The 15669-nt window shown below is 59.9% G+C and carries 14 protein-coding genes and 3 pseudogenes; 8 read left to right on the top strand and 9 right to left on the bottom strand.

Going from position 1 to position 15669, the window contains the following annotated elements; genetic code table 11:
- The 3 genes and pseudogenes from CINSTRO3249_RS05095 to ltaE form a co-directional block, all read left to right on the top strand.
- A partial coding sequence (locus CINSTRO3249_RS05095) for an integrase core domain-containing protein (protein ID WP_143146883.1) occupies positions 1-238 on the top strand: 238 nt, incomplete at its 5' end.
- Between the two features lie 36 nt (positions 239-274).
- A pseudogene (locus CINSTRO3249_RS05090) lies at positions 275-1156 on the top strand (thiamine pyrophosphate-dependent enzyme); the annotation flags it as partial.
- A gap of 76 nt (positions 1157-1232) precedes the next feature.
- On the top strand, positions 1233-2285 hold the full coding sequence (gene ltaE / locus CINSTRO3249_RS05085) for a low-specificity L-threonine aldolase (RefSeq protein WP_074012453.1): 1053 nt from the start codon (positions 1233-1235) through the stop codon (positions 2283-2285).
- A 156-nt stretch (positions 2286-2441) separates the two neighbouring features.
- Here ltaE and CINSTRO3249_RS05080 read toward each other — a convergent pair whose 3' ends face one another.
- Positions 2442-3290 carry an N-acetylmuramoyl-L-alanine amidase gene (locus CINSTRO3249_RS05080; protein ID WP_074012452.1) on the bottom strand — a complete coding sequence of 283 codons (849 nt, stop codon included), beginning with the start codon at positions 3288-3290 and terminating at the stop codon, positions 2442-2444.
- Between the two features lie 147 nt (positions 3291-3437).
- On the opposite strand from CINSTRO3249_RS05080, the gene CINSTRO3249_RS05075 reads away from it, so the two are divergent.
- From CINSTRO3249_RS05075 to artM, 5 genes are all read left to right on the top strand, one after another.
- Positions 3438-3989: a lipoprotein gene (locus CINSTRO3249_RS05075; RefSeq protein WP_074012451.1), complete on the top strand. Its 552-nt coding sequence runs from the start codon at positions 3438-3440 to the stop codon at positions 3987-3989.
- 531 nt (positions 3990-4520) lie between these two features.
- A complete protein-coding gene (artP, locus tag CINSTRO3249_RS05070) occupies positions 4521-5249 on the top strand; it encodes an arginine ABC transporter ATP-binding protein ArtP (RefSeq protein WP_125933119.1) in 729 nt (242 codons plus the stop codon).
- A 21-nt stretch (positions 5250-5270) separates the two neighbouring features.
- Positions 5271-6002 carry an arginine ABC transporter substrate-binding protein gene (gene artJ, locus CINSTRO3249_RS05065; RefSeq protein WP_074012449.1) on the top strand — a complete coding sequence of 244 codons (732 nt, stop codon included), beginning with the start codon at positions 5271-5273 and terminating at the stop codon, positions 6000-6002.
- Between the two features lie 9 nt (positions 6003-6011).
- On the top strand, positions 6012-6728 hold the full coding sequence (gene artQ / locus CINSTRO3249_RS05060) for an arginine ABC transporter permease ArtQ (RefSeq protein ID WP_074012448.1): 717 nt from the start codon (positions 6012-6014) through the stop codon (positions 6726-6728).
- Positions 6728-7396 carry an arginine ABC transporter permease ArtM gene (gene artM, locus CINSTRO3249_RS05055; protein WP_074012447.1) on the top strand — a complete coding sequence of 223 codons (669 nt, stop codon included), beginning with the start codon at positions 6728-6730 and terminating at the stop codon, positions 7394-7396. Before artQ ends, artM begins: the two co-directional genes overlap by 1 nt.
- Positions 7397-7663: 267 nt before the next feature.
- On the opposite strand, the pseudogene rlmC reads toward artM, so the two are convergent.
- The 8 genes and pseudogenes from rlmC to CINSTRO3249_RS05010 form a co-directional block, all read right to left on the bottom strand.
- A pseudogene (gene rlmC / locus CINSTRO3249_RS05050) lies at positions 7664-8806 on the bottom strand (23S rRNA (uracil(747)-C(5))-methyltransferase RlmC).
- A gap of 62 nt (positions 8807-8868) precedes the next feature.
- Positions 8869-9366, bottom strand: coding sequence for a YbjO family protein (locus CINSTRO3249_RS05045; protein ID WP_084790116.1), 498 nt, complete (start codon positions 9364-9366; stop codon positions 8869-8871).
- 70 nt (positions 9367-9436) lie between these two features.
- Positions 9437-10282 (bottom strand): putrescine ABC transporter permease PotI, encoded by an 846-nt coding sequence (potI, locus tag CINSTRO3249_RS05040; protein ID WP_074012446.1) that lies wholly within the window; start codon positions 10280-10282, stop codon positions 9437-9439.
- A complete protein-coding gene (gene potH, locus CINSTRO3249_RS05035; RefSeq protein ID WP_074012445.1) occupies positions 10279-11238 on the bottom strand; it encodes a putrescine ABC transporter permease PotH in 960 nt (319 codons plus the stop codon). Before potH ends, potI begins: the two co-directional genes overlap by 4 nt.
- An 11-nt stretch (positions 11239-11249) precedes the next feature.
- Positions 11250-12386 (bottom strand): putrescine ABC transporter ATP-binding subunit PotG, encoded by a 1137-nt coding sequence (gene potG, locus CINSTRO3249_RS05030; protein WP_074012454.1) that lies wholly within the window; start codon positions 12384-12386, stop codon positions 11250-11252.
- 126 nt (positions 12387-12512) lie between these two features.
- On the bottom strand, positions 12513-13622 hold the full coding sequence (gene potF / locus CINSTRO3249_RS05025) for a spermidine/putrescine ABC transporter substrate-binding protein PotF (protein ID WP_074012444.1): 1110 nt from the start codon (positions 13620-13622) through the stop codon (positions 12513-12515).
- A gap of 747 nt (positions 13623-14369) precedes the next feature.
- Positions 14370-14849: a type III secretion system chaperone family protein gene (locus CINSTRO3249_RS05015; protein ID WP_074012442.1), complete on the bottom strand. Its 480-nt coding sequence runs from the start codon at positions 14847-14849 to the stop codon at positions 14370-14372.
- Between the two features lie 243 nt (positions 14850-15092).
- Positions 15093-15542 (bottom strand): annotated as a pseudogene (locus tag CINSTRO3249_RS05010) (RimK family alpha-L-glutamate ligase); the annotation flags it as partial.
- Positions 15543-15669 lie beyond the last annotated feature (127 nt).

Below are 15669 nucleotides of genomic sequence, written 5' to 3'. Positions count from 1 at the left end.
CGGCGACTCCTACGATAATGCGATGGCAGAGAGTATCAACGGGTTGTACAAAACGGAGGTTATCCACCGCGGGAGCTGGAAAAACCGGACGGAAGTGGAGTTGGCCACGCTGGACTGGGTGGACTGGGTGGACTGGTACAACAACAGAAGGCTGCTCGGGCGGCTGGGTTACATCCCTCCTACTGAAGCCGAAATGAACTATTACGCTTTGCAATTAGCATCAGAGGAAGCGGCGTAGTATTGCCAAAATTACTCTCTAATAAACTCGGGGTTATTCAATCCGCCCAAGGCGCGCATTATTCAGATCGATATCGCGCCGGGCAGCCTGGGGGCCCATTGTGCTCTGGATATGGCGCTGCTGGGTGATATTAAATCCACCCTGGCGGTGCTGCTGCCGCGGCTGCAGGAAAAAACGGACCGGACATTTCTTGATAAGGCGCTGGCGCATTACCGCGACACCCGTCGCGACCTGGACGCGCTGGCGCAACCGAGCGGCGAGAAAGCGATCCATCCGCAATATGTGGCCCATGAAATCAGCCGCCTGGCGGCCCAGGATGCGATTTTTACCTGCGACGTCGGGACACCGACGGTCTGGGCGGCCCGCTATCTGACCATGAACGGCCGCCGTCGGCTGCTCGGCTCGTTTAATCACGGCTCGATGGCCAACGCCATGCCGCAGGCGCTGGGGGCTCAGGCCGCCTTTCCCGGCAGGCAGGTGATAGCGCTTTGCGGCGACGGCGGTTTCACTATGCTAATGGGGGACTTTTTGTCGCTGGCGCAGATGAAATTGCCGGTGAAAATCGTTATCTTTAATAATAGTGTGCTGGGTTTTGTGGCGATGGAAATGAAAGCCGGCGGCTATCTTACCGACGGCACCGATCTGCAAAATCCCGATTTTGCCGCCATCGCCCGCGCTGCGGGCATCAAAGGTTTGCGGGTGGAAAAATCCGCCGAACTGCCCGCCGCGCTGGCCGAGGCGTTCGCCCACGATGGCCCGGTGGTGGTGGACGTCGTCACCGCCAAAGAAGAACTGGCGATGCCGCCGCAAATAAAATTTGAGCAAGCCAAAGGCTTTAGCCTGTATATGCTCCGCGCCATTATCAATGGCCGTGGGGATGAAATCGTCGAGCTCGCCAAAACCAACTGGCTGCGTTAAGCGCCGGCCGGAATGCCGTTTCCCGGCGCCGGCCCGTTAATACAGCCGCAAGCCCACTACGCAGGATGGGATTCGTATGATTGATTTACGCAGTGATACCGTGACTTTGCCCACCGACGCCATGCGTCAGGCCATGGCCGCAGCCGACGTTGGCGATGATGTGTATGGTGACGATCCCACGGTCGCGGCGCTGGAGGCCGATGGCGCGCGGCTGGCAGCCAAAGAGGCCGCGCTGTTTTTCCCCAGCGGTACCCAGGCCAATCTGGTGGCGTTATTGACCCATTGTCAGCGCGGCGAAGAATATATCGTCGGGCAAAAGGCCCATAATTATTTGTTCGAGGCGGGCGGCGCCGCGGTGCTCGGCAGTATACAACCGCAGCCGCTGGATTTTGCCGACGACGCCACGCTGCCGCTCGACAAGGTGGCGGCCGCCATTAAACCGGACGATTTCCATTTCGCGCGCACGCGATTGCTCAGTCTGGAAAATACCCATAACGGCAAGGTCGTTCCCCAGGATTATCTGCGTCAGGCGTGGGCGTTGACCCGTGATCGGCAGCTGGCGCTGCATATCGACGGCGCGCGGATTTTTAACGCCGCGGTGGCGCAGGGCATTCCTTTAAGCGACATCAGCCAATACTGCGATACGCTGACTATCTGTCTTTCAAAAGGCTTGGGCGCTCCGGTAGGATCCCTTTTGTGCGGTAGCGAAGCCTACATCGCCACCGCCAGACGCTGGCGGAAAATGGTGGGCGGCGGTATGCGGCAGGCGGGGATCCTGGCCGCCGGCGCCCGCTACGCGCTAGAGCATCATGTTGCTCGCTTGCAAGAGGATCATGATAACGCCCGCTGGCTGGCGCAGCAGTTAGCTGAATTAGGCGTAGATATTGTCGCGCCGGGGGCGCAAACCAATATGCTGTTTATCCGCCAGCCCGCCGATTTGGCGGCCAGACTGGCGCCCTGGATGCGCGATCACGGTATTATTATCGCCTCTGACACCCTCACCCGGCTGGTCACGCATCTCAACGTTAGCCGTCAGGATCTGGCAAAGGTCGTCGACTGCTGGCGGACGTTTCTCGCCCACCATGACTCACTGGTCGCCGCCCCGTCTACCAGTGTCTATTTCCAATAACGACGCCCGCAAGACCGCGTCTGCTTTAGCATCGGGCGGGCCGCTGACGCGTTAGACGCCACCACGGGCACCCGTGTCTATTTCCAATAACGCCCGCAAGACCGCGTCTGTTTCAGCATCGGGCAGGCCGCGGTAATTGCGCGGGCCGCGGACGCGTTAGACGCCACCATGGGCACCCGTGTCTATTTCCAATAACGCCCGCAAGACCGCGTCTGTTTCAGCATCGGGCAGGCCGCGGTAATCCCGCGGCCGATAGTGCATCTGAAACGCCCGCAACGCCCGGCGCTGTAGCGCTTGGGGCATATCGGGCGTGACATCATAGCCCAGTTGCGCCATGCCGCGCAGTATCGGCGCCGCCGCCGCAGGCGCCTGCGGGTCGCGTCCGGCGAGAAAATAATTCACCCGCGCCGCCTGCGGCCAGACGCCAACCCCGGCGGCCGCCAGCTGCTGCCAGGGAAACAGCGGGCCGGGATCCTGTTTACGCCGCCAGGCGATGTCGCTGTGTCCCACCACATTAAACGGCGTGATGGCATGCCGGCGCAGAATATCCCGGCACAACGCCGTCACTACCGCTATCTGCTGCGGCGGCCAGGGCGCCCAGCGCAGGGTGCCGTCGGCGTCGCGCCGGTAACCGTCATTTTCGAGTTCGATGCCGATGGAGGTATCGTTGAGATGCGTGCGGCCACGCCAGTAACTCTCTCCCGCATGCCAGGCGCGACGCGATTCATCCACCAACTGTAGTACCGTCGGCGCCCGGCCGTCGCGCGGCGCGGGCACCAGGTAATGGGCACTGACCGGGCCCCGGGTCAGCGTGGTCAGAGAGCGATCGTAATCGTCCGCGGTATAATGCAGCACCAGTAGCGTAACGCGGTCATCCTGGCTGCGCGCCGGGTGCGAACGGTCCAAACGATAACCGCGCGGCGCACAGCCGGCCAGGGTGAGCAGCGCAATGAGCAGTATCAAACCCGGCCGGCGCCACGGCGCGCACGGGAATAAGAGCGACATAATGATCCTCGGTTGTCGAGCCTGGGCGATGTCGCGAACCCCGCCGACGGTAAAGTGCGCAATAGCACGGCGGGTGCTACAACCCCCTGATAATTCTCTATACTGTAGAAGAATGGGCTTTCTTTTACTTCACTTTTAAGGCCGACAATGAAAAAGACATCGCTGGTCCTGTTTCCAATAATGTTGACCCTCAGCGCCTGCAGCGCGGTCAAACCGGCCTATGATGATGTGGGCAGCCGTAGCGCCCCCTGCGTACAGGGCGGTCCCGATAGCGTGGCGCAGCAATTCTATGACCTGCGTTTGCAGCCGGGCAATCAGGGAAAACCCGATACCGCCACCCTGGCCCGCTATCGGCCCTATTTAAGTACCGCGCTCTATCATAGTCTGGCTGAGGATAGCCGCAGCGCGCAAAAACTGGCGCGTTTGCCGGTGATGGACATTTTCAGCGGCGATAGCCTCGGCCCGACGACGGTGGACGTGCATAGCGCTTCCCGGATCCCCAACACCGACGCCAAAAACATTCCGCTGCGGGTGGAGATGTCGCGACACCAAAACGGCGACCGGCCTGACATCGCCTGGCAGGCCGAAGTGCTGATGATACGTGAAGGCACCTGCTGGGTCGTGGACGACGTGCGCTATCTGGGCGCCGCGCCACCCGCTACCGCCGGCACGCTGCGCCAAACGCTGGAACTACACTGACACCCTCTGGCGTCCGAGGCCATCGCAGCGGCGCGCTGACGCCCTCTGGCGCCCGTCAACACCGAGGGAAGCGTGCTGACGCCGTATTGCGCCCCCGCGCCCATCACCAGCGGCGCGCTGACATCGTCTGGCGCCCGGCACCACCGAGCATAGCGTGCTGACGCCGTATTGCGCCCCCGCGCCCATCGCCAGCGGCGCACTGACATCGTCTGGCGCCCGGCACCACCGAGGGTAGCGTGCTGACGCCGTATTGCGCCCCCATGCCCATCGCCAGCGGCGCGTTAACGCCGTATTGCGCCCCTGCGCCCCTGCGCCCATCGCAGCGGCGCGCTGACGCCGTCTTTCTTCCCGAGCGCCATAGCGCTCATGCGACCGCCTGAAGCATAACCCGACGCAAACACCGCCGTGACTGCTGCTTTGCGCTGTAATTCGCATTATTATCTTCCTAATTGTAAATTTTCTACGCGGTGGATTGCATCGGCGCTAGTGCGACGTTACCATCTGCCCCCAATGGCTATTCAGTTTATTCGCATGAGTATTCAACTTAACCGCATCAACTGCTTTTATGGGGCGTATCAGGCGCTGTTCGATGTCACCCTGACCTGCCCGGCAGGTGAAACGCTGGTCTTGCTCGGCCCGAGCGGCGCCGGCAAAAGCTCGCTGCTGCGCGTGCTTAACCTGCTGGAAATGCCCCGCGACGGTGAACTGGATATCGCCGGTAATCATTTCGACTTCAGCCGCGCCCCGGACGTTAAGTCTATCCGCGCACTGCGCCAGAATGTCGGCATGGTGTTTCAGCAATACCATTTGTGGCCCCATTTAACGGTGCGCCAGAATCTGATTGAAGCCCCCTGCCGGGTTCGCGGGCTGGATCGCCCGACGGCCAACGCCCGCGCGGATAGATTACTCGAACGCCTGCGGCTGACTGATTACGCCGATCGTTTTCCGCTGCACCTGTCCGGCGGTCAGCAGCAACGGGTGGCTATCGCCCGGGCGCTGATGATGGAGCCGCAGGTGCTGTTATTCGATGAACCGACGGCGGCGCTGGATCCGGAAATCACCGCGCAAATCGTCAGTATCATCCGTGAGCTGGCGCAGACCGGCATCACTCAGGTGATTGTCACCCACGAGGTGGAGGTGGCGCGCAAGACCGCCAGCCGGGTGGTGTATATGGAAAACGGCCGCATTGTGGAACAGGGCGACGCCCGCCATTTCGCGCAACCGCAAACGTCCGCGTTTGCGCAATATCTATCGCATTAACCTTCCAGGGAATTGCTTAAAATGAATAAAACCGTCCTTGCCACGCTACTCGCCGTCCTGTCAACTGGCGTCAGCGCCGCGGAAACCGTGCGTTTCGCTACCGAGGCAACGTATGCGCCGTTTGAGTTTGTCGGCGCTGATAATAAAATCCAGGGCTTCGATATCGATCTGGCCAATGCGCTGTGCAAACAGATGCAGGCGGAGTGCACGTTTACCAATCAAGCGTTCGACAGCTTGATCCCCAGCCTGCGTTTTCGCCGCTTCGATGCCGTGATTTCCGGTATGGATATCACCCCGGACCGCCTTAAGCAAGTAGCGTTCACGCAGCCCTACTATGAAAACTCGGCTGTCTTTGTTGCCCAGAAGGGCAAATTCACCGATATGGAGTCCCTGGCCGGTAAGCGCATTGGGATGCAAAACGGTTCTACCCACCAGAAATACCTGATGGATAAGCACCCCGAAATCACCGCGGTGCCTTATGACAGTTACCAGAACGCCATTCTGGATCTGAAAAACGGCCGATTGGACAGCGTGTTTGGCGATACCGCCGTCGTCAACGAATGGCTGGTGAAGGACGCCGGCCTGGCGACCGTCGGCGACAAAGTCACCGATAAAGCCTATTTCGGCACCGGCCTGGGGATCGCCGTACGGCAAAATAACACGGCGCTGCTGGAGAAGTTCAACCAGGCGTTGGACAAGATAAGGCAGGACGGCACTTATCAGAGCCTGTATCAGAAATGGTTTAAGCAGTAAGTCACCTTGATGATGGAACTCATCCCCATCGCCACCGCCGCGGGGACGACACTCGCGCTGGCGCTGTGCGCGCTGGTCATCGGGCTTATTTTGGCCATGGGCTTCGCCGCGCTGGAATCGGTACGCTGGCGCTGGCTGGCGCTGACCGGTACTGCGCTGGTTACGCTGCTGCGCGGCCTGCCGGAAATTCTGGTGGTGCTGTTTATCTATTTCGGCGCCTCGCAATTGTTGGTCACGCTGGCGGACGGCATGCCCCTGCAACTGGGTTCGCTGCGCATTGCGCTCGCGCTGCCTATCGACAATTTCGACGTCAGTCCTTTTCTCTGTGGCGTGATTGCGTTGGCGCTATTGTACGCCGCCTACGCCTCGCAAACGCTGCGCGGGGCCCTGAAAGCTATTGCGCAGGGTCAGTGGGAGTCGGGGCAGGCGCTCGGGATGAGCAACGGCGCGACGTTTTTCCGGGTGATTTTGCCGCAAATGTGGCGTCACGCCCTGCCGGGGCTGGGGAATCAGTGGCTGGTATTGCTGAAGGACACGGCGCTGGTGTCGCTGATTAGCGTTAACGATTTGATGTTGCAAACCAAAAGCATTGTCAGCTTTACCCAACAGCCGTTTACCTGGTATTTGCTGGCGGCGGGCGTTTATCTGGTGATTACGCTGTTCAGCCAGGCGGTACTGCGCGCCTGCGAACGGCGCGCCACGCGCTTTGACAAGAGGGCATCCTGATGACCGGTTATCTACTGGCGCTGCTGCCCGGGCTGCCGGTCAGCCTGTCGCTCACGGCGGTTGCGGTGCTGGCGGCGCTGGTGCTGGCGCTGCTGTTTACCGTCATCCTCACGTTGCGTACGCCCGTAGTGGCGCCGCTGGTCACGGTCTATATTACGCTGTTTACCGGTACGCCGCTGTTGGTGCAGATCTTCCTCATCTACTACGGGCCGGGCCAATTCGCCGGCCTGCGCGCTATCCCCTGGCTCTGGTCGCTATTATCGCAGCCCTGGCTGTGCGCGATGATAGCCTTGGCGCTAAACAGCGCCGCCTACAGTACCCAGTTGTTCGCCGGTGCGATGCGCGCTATTCCCGACGGGCAGTGGCAATCCTGCGCGGCGCTCGGCATGAGCCGCGTGCAGTCGCTGCGGCTGCTGATGCCGTTTGCCATCAAGCGCGCCCTGTCCTCCTACTCCAACGAAGTGGTGCTGGTGTTCAAGAGCACTTCGCTGGCCTACACCATCACCCTGATGGACGTGATGGGACAGAGCCAACTCCTGTACGGCCGCACTTATGATGTGATGGTGTTCGGCGCGGCGGGAATTATTTATCTGTGCGTCAACGGCGTGCTGACGCTTTTGATGCGCAGGCTGGAGCGGCGGGCATTGCGCTTCGAGCAGCGCCATTGACGCGCGCGGCGTCCGGCACGGGTGCCTGCCCTTGCCGCGCCGCGGCAGCATTCATGGCTGCCTCGAAACGGGTGCGACCTGGGCGTCGAAGGTCGGCCACGTCACGCACGGTGAAACGCAAGGGCTCAACGTGCCTCCGAAGGTAAGCCCTATGACGCACGCTGAAACGCAACGGTTTGACCTGCCTCCGAGGTAAGCCACGTCACGCATGCTGAAACTTAACGGCGCAACCTGTGCCGAAGGTGAGACGTGACAGGCTCCTGGACCTTAGCCGGCGTCGCCCGGCGCGCAACGCTCTAGCAGCACCAGCGTTTCATAATGCGCGGTATGGGGAAACATATCGAACAGCCGAACGCGGCGCACCTGATAGTCGCACAGCGCGTCCAGATCGCGCATGAGCGTCGCGGCCTGGCAGCTGGAATAAAGGATCCAGCGCGGCGCCGTGGCGCTAAGCCAGTCGCACAGCTCGCGGCCAATGCCGCGCCGCGGCGGGTTAACCAGCACCAGATCCGGCACCGCGCCGTTTTGCACGGCAAACCGGGTAGAGTCCAACGCCTGAAAGGAGACGCCCTCCAGCCCCAGTTGCTGCGCCGACTGCCGCGCGCTGGCGATAGCCTCCGCGCTGATTTCAATGCCGGTGAGTTCCATGCCGGGACGACACAGGTGTAGACCGAAGCCGCCGACGCCGCAAAACAAATCCCAAAGCCGGGTCACCGGCAACGCGGCGACCCAATCCCGGGCGGTGGCATACAGCCCGGCGGCGACCTGCGGGTTAGTCTGAAAGAAACTTTGCGGCCGAATATACAGCGGCACGCCGTTGAGCCGCTCCTCCAGCGCACGCGCCGGCGTCAACAGGATTTCCCGCTCGCCTTCCAGCACCGCCATCGGCACCGGCTGCAGGTTAACCGAGATAACCTTCAACTACGGCAATCGCGCCTGCAACCAGGGCAACGCCGCCCGTAGCTGCGCCAGCTTAACTTCGGATCGCAGCACGAAGCGCAGCATCATGGCGCCATCGAGCCGGCTTTCCGTCAGCAGCAGGAACTTCAATTCGCCGCGCCGGCGCGCCACATGATAGGGGGTCAGACCCGCGCGCGGGATAAACTGTTTCAAGACGGCGAACACCGGCGCGAAGCTTGCCGGATACAGCGGGCAGGCGCACAAATCAACGCCGCCGTCGGCATCGGCAATGCCCAGCAGCGGCCGCTCCACGCTGCCGCTCACCACCATTTTGGCCTTATTGCGCATCCCCTGCGGCGCCGAGCCCATGGCCGGCTGCCAGCATGCCGCCGGCACATTGGGCAAAAGCGCCGCCAGCTGGCGCTGTTTTTCCGCAAGCTGCTGACCATAAGGCATGGCAAGCCACTGGCAAGAGCGGCAACGTTCGGTAGTGAAGAGATCGCAGTGCATGGGCGGTATCGGGTAGTGGCAAGCGTAACGGGGGCGCATTGTAGCACCGCCCCCGCGTCAAATCATCTATGGCGGGCAAAAAAGCGGCGGCTGGACGGGGCGCCGAACAGCAGCGCAATAATCAACAGATCCGGCAATTTCAGCATCAGAACCTGATAGCTGATTTGCCCGGCGGTATCACCCGGTAGCATAAACATCTCTGGATAAAAGCCGCGCCAGGTGGCGAAGAACAGATACAGGGCGCTCAAGATTTGGCAACCGAGGTAACACCAGCGGGTCCAGGGCACGGCGCGCATAACGCCAAAGCCGCAGCGGATTTCAATAAACACCATGGTCAAACTGGCCAGGAACAGCCCGGTCAAATCCCAGGCGCGGCTGCTATGGTTGACGAAACTGTGCATCCCGTTGACGCCGAACGCATTGAACAACAGCACCACGTCCAGGCAGCGAATGGTAATCAGCGCGATGCCGGCTATCATCACTGCCACCGGCGCGCCGACAGGCACCCGGATCCGGGGACGGGCACCCACGGTCGTGCTGTTTCTCAGTATCTCCGACATCGCCTTTCTCCTCCACGCTCACGCCGTTTGCCGCCGGCGCACCCCTAAAGAGTAGCAGCGATCCGGTCAATCAGCCACGCGCGGCGCGCTGGCGATCGCGCTGGTGCTGTTTTTCCTTACGGGACATCAACCACCAGGCTATCAGACCTATAACACCCACCACGCCCAGGATAAGCGTCGCCAGGGCATTGATCTCCGGGTTTACCCCCATGCGCACGCTGGAGAAAACCAGCATCGGTAGCGTCGTGGAGCCGGGACCGGCGACAAAACTGGCGATCACCAAATCGTCGAGCGACAGGGTAAACGCCAGTAGCCAGCCGGAGATGATAGCCGGCGCGATCATCGGCAGCGTAATGATGAAAAACACCTTCACCGGCGTGGCGCCCAAATCCATCGCCGCCTCTTCGATAGAGTTATCCAGCTCGCGCAGGCGTGAACTCACCACCACCGCCACGTAAGCGGTACAAAAGGTCACATGCGCCAGCCAGATGGTGAACATGCCGCGCTCGGCGGGCCAGCCTATGGCGTGCCCCAGCGCGACAAACAGCAGCAGCAGCGACAATCCGGTAATCACATCCGGCATGACCAGCGGCGCGGTTAGCATAAAGGCGAAACCGCTGGCGCCGCGAAAGCGGCCGAAGCGGACGATAACCACCGCCGCCAGGGTCCCCAGCACCGCCGCCATCGTGGCCGTGGACGCCGCCAGCGTCATACTCAGCGTCACGGCGCTAATCATTGCGTCGTCGTGCACCAGCACGTGGTACCACTGCGTGGACCAGCCGGCCCAGACCGTCACCAGCCGCGAGCTGTTAAACGAATAAATCACCAACATCAGCATCGGTGCGTATAAAAAGGTGTAGCCCACCACTAAAATCAGGATGCGCCAGGGCGAACGGACGACCGGTAAGGTATTCATCGGTGATCTCCCATGGCTCTGTTCTGGTGTTTATGGAACCACATGATGGGCGCTATTAACACGAGCAGCATCACCACCGCAACCGCTGAGGCCACCGGCCAGTCGCGGTTATTGAAAAACTCCTGCCACAAGATGCGGCCGATCATGATGCTGTCCGGCCCGCCGAGCAGCTCAGGGATCACGTACTCCCCTACCGCCGGAATAAATACCAGCATCGAGCCGGCGATAATGCCCCCTTTGGTCAGCGGCACAATTACCTGAAAAAAAGTTTTCAGCGGCCGGGCGCCCAAATCCAGCGAGGCTTCCACCAGCGAATAATCCAATCGGGTCAGCGCGGTATAGATGGGCAGGATCATAAAGGGTAAATAGGCATAGACCACGCCGATGTAGACCGCCAGGTTGGTATGCAGTATTACCAGCGGCTGGTCGATAACCCCGAGCCACATCAGCACATTATTCAGCACGCCGTTGTTTTTTAAGATGCCCATCCAGGCATATACCCGGATCAGGAACGAGGTCCATGACGGCAAAATAACCAGTAGCAACAGAATGTTACGGGTGGATGCCCGGCTGTGCGCCACCGCCCAGGCCATGGGATAACCCAGCAGCAGGCAGAAGAACGTCGACACCGCCGCCACCTGCAAAGATTGCAGATAGGCTTCGATATACAGCGGGTCGTCCAGCAGCTGGATGAAATTGGCCAGATTGAGCGAAATCGACAGGGTGCCGTCCAGCCAGCTGACCAGATCGGTGTAGGGCGGGATCGCGCGCGCCATTTCGGCCAGACTGATTTTAAACACGATCAAAAACGGTAGCATGAACAACAGCAGCAGCCACAGGTAAGGCAGCAGGATCACCACCTTGCGGCCGTGGGCCATCTGCCAGCGTGTCAGCAAGCCCGGGATCACCACGCGCCGCGTACCCCCGGCCGGCGATTTAGGATTAGCGTTGGACATCACCCCCTCCCCTAAACCGTAAGCACAATACAGCTGTCCGCATCCCAGCACAGGTTTACCTGGTCGCCCCAGGTGGGCGCGCCTTTACGGTAACGGTGGGCATTGGTCAATTGGGCGCTGATGATCTGTCCGCTGTTCAGGCGGACGTGATAAATGGACAAATCTCCCAGGTAGGCGATATTGATAACCTCCCCCACGGCGAAGTTACAGCCGTCCTCCGGCGCGCCCTCGCAGAGCATGATTTTCTCCGGCCGCAACGCGACATGAACCGGGACGCCGTCCACCACCGAGACATCGTTGTTGACCCGCAATGGCGACAGCAGGCCCGGGCTCTGCAGGATAAGCGCGTCGTCCGAACGCGCTTTCAGCAACCCCTCGAACATATTGACCGAGCCGATAAACTCGGCGCTAAAGCGGCTGTTAGGATGCTCATAAATTTCCTCCGGCTCGCCGATTTGCACAAACTTGCCGCGGTTCATGATGGCAATACGGCCCGCCATGGTCATCGCTTCTTCCTGATCGTGGGTCACCATGACGCAGGTCACGCCGACCCGCTCAAGGATATCCACCACTTCCAGCTGCATGCGGTCACGCAGCTTTTTATCCAGCGCCCCCATGGGTTCATCCAGCAGCAAAAGCTTGGGCCGTTTGGCCAGGCTGCGCGCCAGGGCCACCCGCTGGCGCTGGCCGCCGGAAAGCTGATGCGGCTTGCGCGCCGCAAATTCCTGCATATGCACCATCGCCAGCATCTCTGCCACCCGCTGCTTAATCTCCGCGCGCGGCAGCTTGTCCTGCTTCAGGCCGAAAGCGATATTCTGCTCCACCGTCATATGGGGGAATAGCGCATAGGACTGGAACATCATATTGATGGGACGTTGATAGGGGGGCGTGTGGGAGAGATCCTGACCGTCGAGGACAATAGCGCCGTGGGTCGGCGCCTCGAAGCCCGCCAGCATGCGCAACAGCGTGGATTTGCCGCAGCCGGAAGCCCCCAACAGGGCGAACATTTCCCCTTTATAGATGGTCAGGCTGACATCATCCACCGCCATCTGCCCGTCAAAGCTTTTGGTCAGGTTGCGGATTTCCAGCAATGGCGTCACCATTTTGCGGGCGCTATTGGACGGCGGACGGGGTAAGGCATCGTTCACTAACATCACTCTCCGGTATCGGCGGGGGCAGCGGACCGGCTTGGCCGGCGTGTCGCCACAAACAAAGCATAACAGGCGGGGGTAAGCCGCCTGTCGGTTAAAGTAAGCGTAGCGTAATTCGCCGGACTATTTGCCGCTTTTGACTTTGGTCCAGGCGCGGGTAATCACTCGGTCGATTTTCGGCGGCTGCACTTTTAGCGTAAACAGTTTGGCGCGCACGTCCGCCGGCGGGTAAATGCCAGGATTGTCACGCACTTCCGGGTTTACCAGCGCCGTCGCCGCCTTGTTGCCGTTGGCGTAGAAGATCTGGTTACTGGCGTCGGCAATCACCTGCGGCTCCAGCAGATAGTTAATGAACTGGTAAGCTTCATCGAGATTTTTGGCGTCCGCCGGAATGGCCAGCACGTCAAAGAACGCCAGCGCCCCCTCTTTCGGAATCGAATAAGCAATGTTTACGCCATTTTTCGCTTCTTTGGCCCGATTGGCGGCCTGCATGACATCCCCCGCCCAGCCGATAGCGACGCAAATATCGCCGTTCGCCAGATCGTTAATGTATTGCGAGGAGTGGAAGTAACGAATGCTTGGGCGCAGTTTCAGCAACAGATCGGTGGCCGGCCCGGTATAATCGGCAGCGCTGTCGCTGTTGGGATCTTTACCCAAATAATTCAGCACCGTTGCATAAATCTCGGAAGGTGCGTCGAGGAATGACACGCCGCAGCTTTTCAGCTTTGCCAGGTTTTCTGGTTTCAGCACCAAATCCCAGCTGTTGACCGGGGCATCTTTGCCCAGCGCCGCTTTGACCTTTTCAACGTTATAGCCGATACCGGTAGTGGCCCACATGTAGGGAACGGCATATTTGTTATCAGGATCGTGGCGGCTGATGAGCTTGAGCAGCTCCGGGTCGAGATTTTTGTAATTGGGCAGTTTGCTCTTGTCCAGCGGCTGGAAGACGCCGGCCGACAGCTGGCGCTCCAGGAAGCTCGCGGAGGGCACCACAATATCAAAGCCAGTACTACCGGCCATCAGTTTCCCTTCCAAAACCTCATTGGAATCGAAAACGTCATAGACCACCTTGATGCCGGTTTTCTTTTCAAAATCAGGGACGGTATTCTGCCCAATATAATCTGACCAGTTATACACGTGCAGCGTTTTTTGCTCTGCGGACGCAGAGGCGGAAACGGCCATCAGTAAGCCGGCAATCGCACCGGTAAGCCATGATTGACGTGGGGTGAACATCCGTAACTTCCTCCCTAAACCTTCATCTCACAACGGCGCTCATGTCGCAACGCCGCTCCGGGTCATTGATGAAAAGCGCAATGCGCATTCCCGGCATCCCAGGGCGGCCCGTGCGGTAAACCGCCGCACAGCAGCCGGTTCTCCTGACGAGCACCGTCAGCGGGTAACGCAATACCACGCGGCACCTGGCGCCCGCTCAGCCTGCCGCCAGCATAACCGCACAGGCGGTCCCGCGCCAGCATCCGTCGTAAAAAACGACTTTAAGTGACTAATTATTCATTTTACCGCATTTTAGGGTGTCAACCGCCGACCCAAGGCAGAGAATATAGCGCATAATTCAGTTTTTGCAGTATCAAAGCACCCTTCGATGGGAATTGGCAGGATAACGACTTGACGCCGTCGACGCACCGCCGGACGTGTCTCACGGTGTTCCAGCGGTCGCCATCACGGCAGGGTACGCAACGCATGCTAATCAGCAAGCGCGCGGCAAAATCAGAGGTGCCCGGCCAAAGCGCGGGCTATGCTGCCCGCAGTGGAATGCCGGGTGATAGCCCGGGCCACACGCTGCCCGCAATTGCACGCCGAGTCAGAGCGCGAGCCACGCGCTGCCTGCAGTGGAATACCGGGTGATAGCCCGGGCCACGCGCTGCCCGCAATTGCACGCCGTGTCAGAGAGCGTGCTATGCGCTGCCCGCAGTGGAATGCCGGGTGATAGCCCCGGCCACGCGCTGCCCGCAGGCGCGCGGTTTAGTGGATTACCGGTGCCGAGGGAGCATGGGCATCGGTGTCATCCTCTTCGCCCATGAACAACAGATCGTTGGCGCGGGCTTCCATGATGAGCATGGAGATCTGCTCTTCGGCCTGCTGCATAAAATGGCGAAACTGACCGAGGGTGACCCCGGCGGCGCTCACCAGCGCCTGACAGGCCACCAGCTTGGGCAAATTATCGTCCTGGATGTCAATAAACGCTTTCACCGTCAGCGAGCTGGCGTTGATTTGGCTTAAATCCCCCACCAGCGCGATAAGGGCCGTCGGCCGGACTTCCGCCATGGCGGAAAACAAGATGACATTGTCAACCAGATCAACCTTCGCATCAAAAATGCCGTCAAAATTCTGCATATGCGGCAGATGCAACGCCTGGCAAGAGTCACATTCATAGAATGACAAATTCAGCTTCTCCAGCCAGCGCCTCAGGACATCCAGATCCGGTACGACAAGTGAATCCATATAAGGCCAACCTCTTCTCAAGTGTGAAACGGGGCATAGCTTACGGAATAATAAATAGTAGCGCTATGGTCAAATGCAGCAATTTCACCTTCCCTTAACCGAGATTGATGGCGATGGGGCGGATCCCACCGTCGCTAAGCGCGGTACCGGAGAAACAGGCGATTGATTTTTAAGCAATCACCGGGAAAGAGGGGCCACCGCCACCCCGCGCGCAGGCTTTTTCTGAAAAACAGTTTATCTCAGCTACCGGGACGGTCGCGCGGCAAGGCGGGCTTCAATAAACGTGATCATCAAGGTGGCGATATCCAAATCGCTGGCGGTTTCCACCCCTTCCAGCCCCGGCGATGCGTTTACCTCCATCACCAACGGTCCCCGCTTTGCGCGCAGGATATCCACCCCGGCGACGTTCAGGCCCAGCGTCGTCGCCGCGCGAATCGCCACCGCCCGCTCCGCCGCGCTAATGGTCACCGACCGCGCGCTACCGCCGCGATGCAGGTTGGAGCGAAAATCGCCCGCTTTGGCCTGGCGCTCTATCGCCGCCACAACCTTATCGCCTATCACCAGACAACGGACATCGCACCCGCCGGCCTCAGCGACAAATTCCTGCACCAGAAATTGCGCTTTCAGGCCGCGAAACGCGTCGATAACGCTTTCCGCCGCCTGCCGGGTTTCCGCCAATACCACCCCTATACCCATAGGTATCTACACATTTATCGTGATACCTGTTATTACTTTGCAGAATGATTTCAACCTATCTGTTGGCGGGATTGACTCTCGCCTTACCCGCCGATATCAGACGCTGGTTAAACAGCATATGACG

The organism is Candidatus Sodalis sp. SoCistrobi (genome assembly GCF_900143145.1).
Classification (GTDB): domain Bacteria; phylum Pseudomonadota; class Gammaproteobacteria; order Enterobacterales; family Enterobacteriaceae; genus SoCistrobi.
Note: the sequence above shows the minus strand (reverse complement) of the source record. Positions and strands in the feature narration are given on the sequence as shown.

Coding starts and splice junctions, on each gene's coding strand:
- CINSTRO3249_RS05015 (WP_074012442.1), bottom strand. CDS start 14,849: ATGGATTCACTTGTCGTACCGGATCTGGATGTCCTGAGGCGCTGGCTG.
- CINSTRO3249_RS05075 (WP_074012451.1), top strand. CDS start 3,438: ATGAAAAAGACATCGCTGGTCCTGTTTCCAATAATGTTGACCCTCAGC.
- artM (WP_074012447.1), top strand. CDS start 6,728: ATGACCGGTTATCTACTGGCGCTGCTGCCCGGGCTGCCGGTCAGCCTG.
- potI (WP_074012446.1), bottom strand. CDS start 10,282: ATGAATACCTTACCGGTCGTCCGTTCGCCCTGGCGCATCCTGATTTTA.
- potH (WP_074012445.1), bottom strand. CDS start 11,238: ATGTCCAACGCTAATCCTAAATCGCCGGCCGGGGGTACGCGGCGCGTG.
- CINSTRO3249_RS05045 (WP_084790116.1), bottom strand. CDS start 9,366: ATGTCGGAGATACTGAGAAACAGCACGACCGTGGGTGCCCGTCCCCGG.
- artJ (WP_074012449.1), top strand. CDS start 5,271: ATGAATAAAACCGTCCTTGCCACGCTACTCGCCGTCCTGTCAACTGGC.
- artP (WP_125933119.1), top strand. CDS start 4,521: ATGAGTATTCAACTTAACCGCATCAACTGCTTTTATGGGGCGTATCAG.
- artQ (WP_074012448.1), top strand. CDS start 6,012: ATGATGGAACTCATCCCCATCGCCACCGCCGCGGGGACGACACTCGCG.
- ltaE (WP_074012453.1), top strand. CDS start 1,233: ATGATTGATTTACGCAGTGATACCGTGACTTTGCCCACCGACGCCATG.
- CINSTRO3249_RS05080 (WP_074012452.1), bottom strand. CDS start 3,290: ATGTCGCTCTTATTCCCGTGCGCGCCGTGGCGCCGGCCGGGTTTGATA.
- potF (WP_074012444.1), bottom strand. CDS start 13,622: ATGTTCACCCCACGTCAATCATGGCTTACCGGTGCGATTGCCGGCTTA.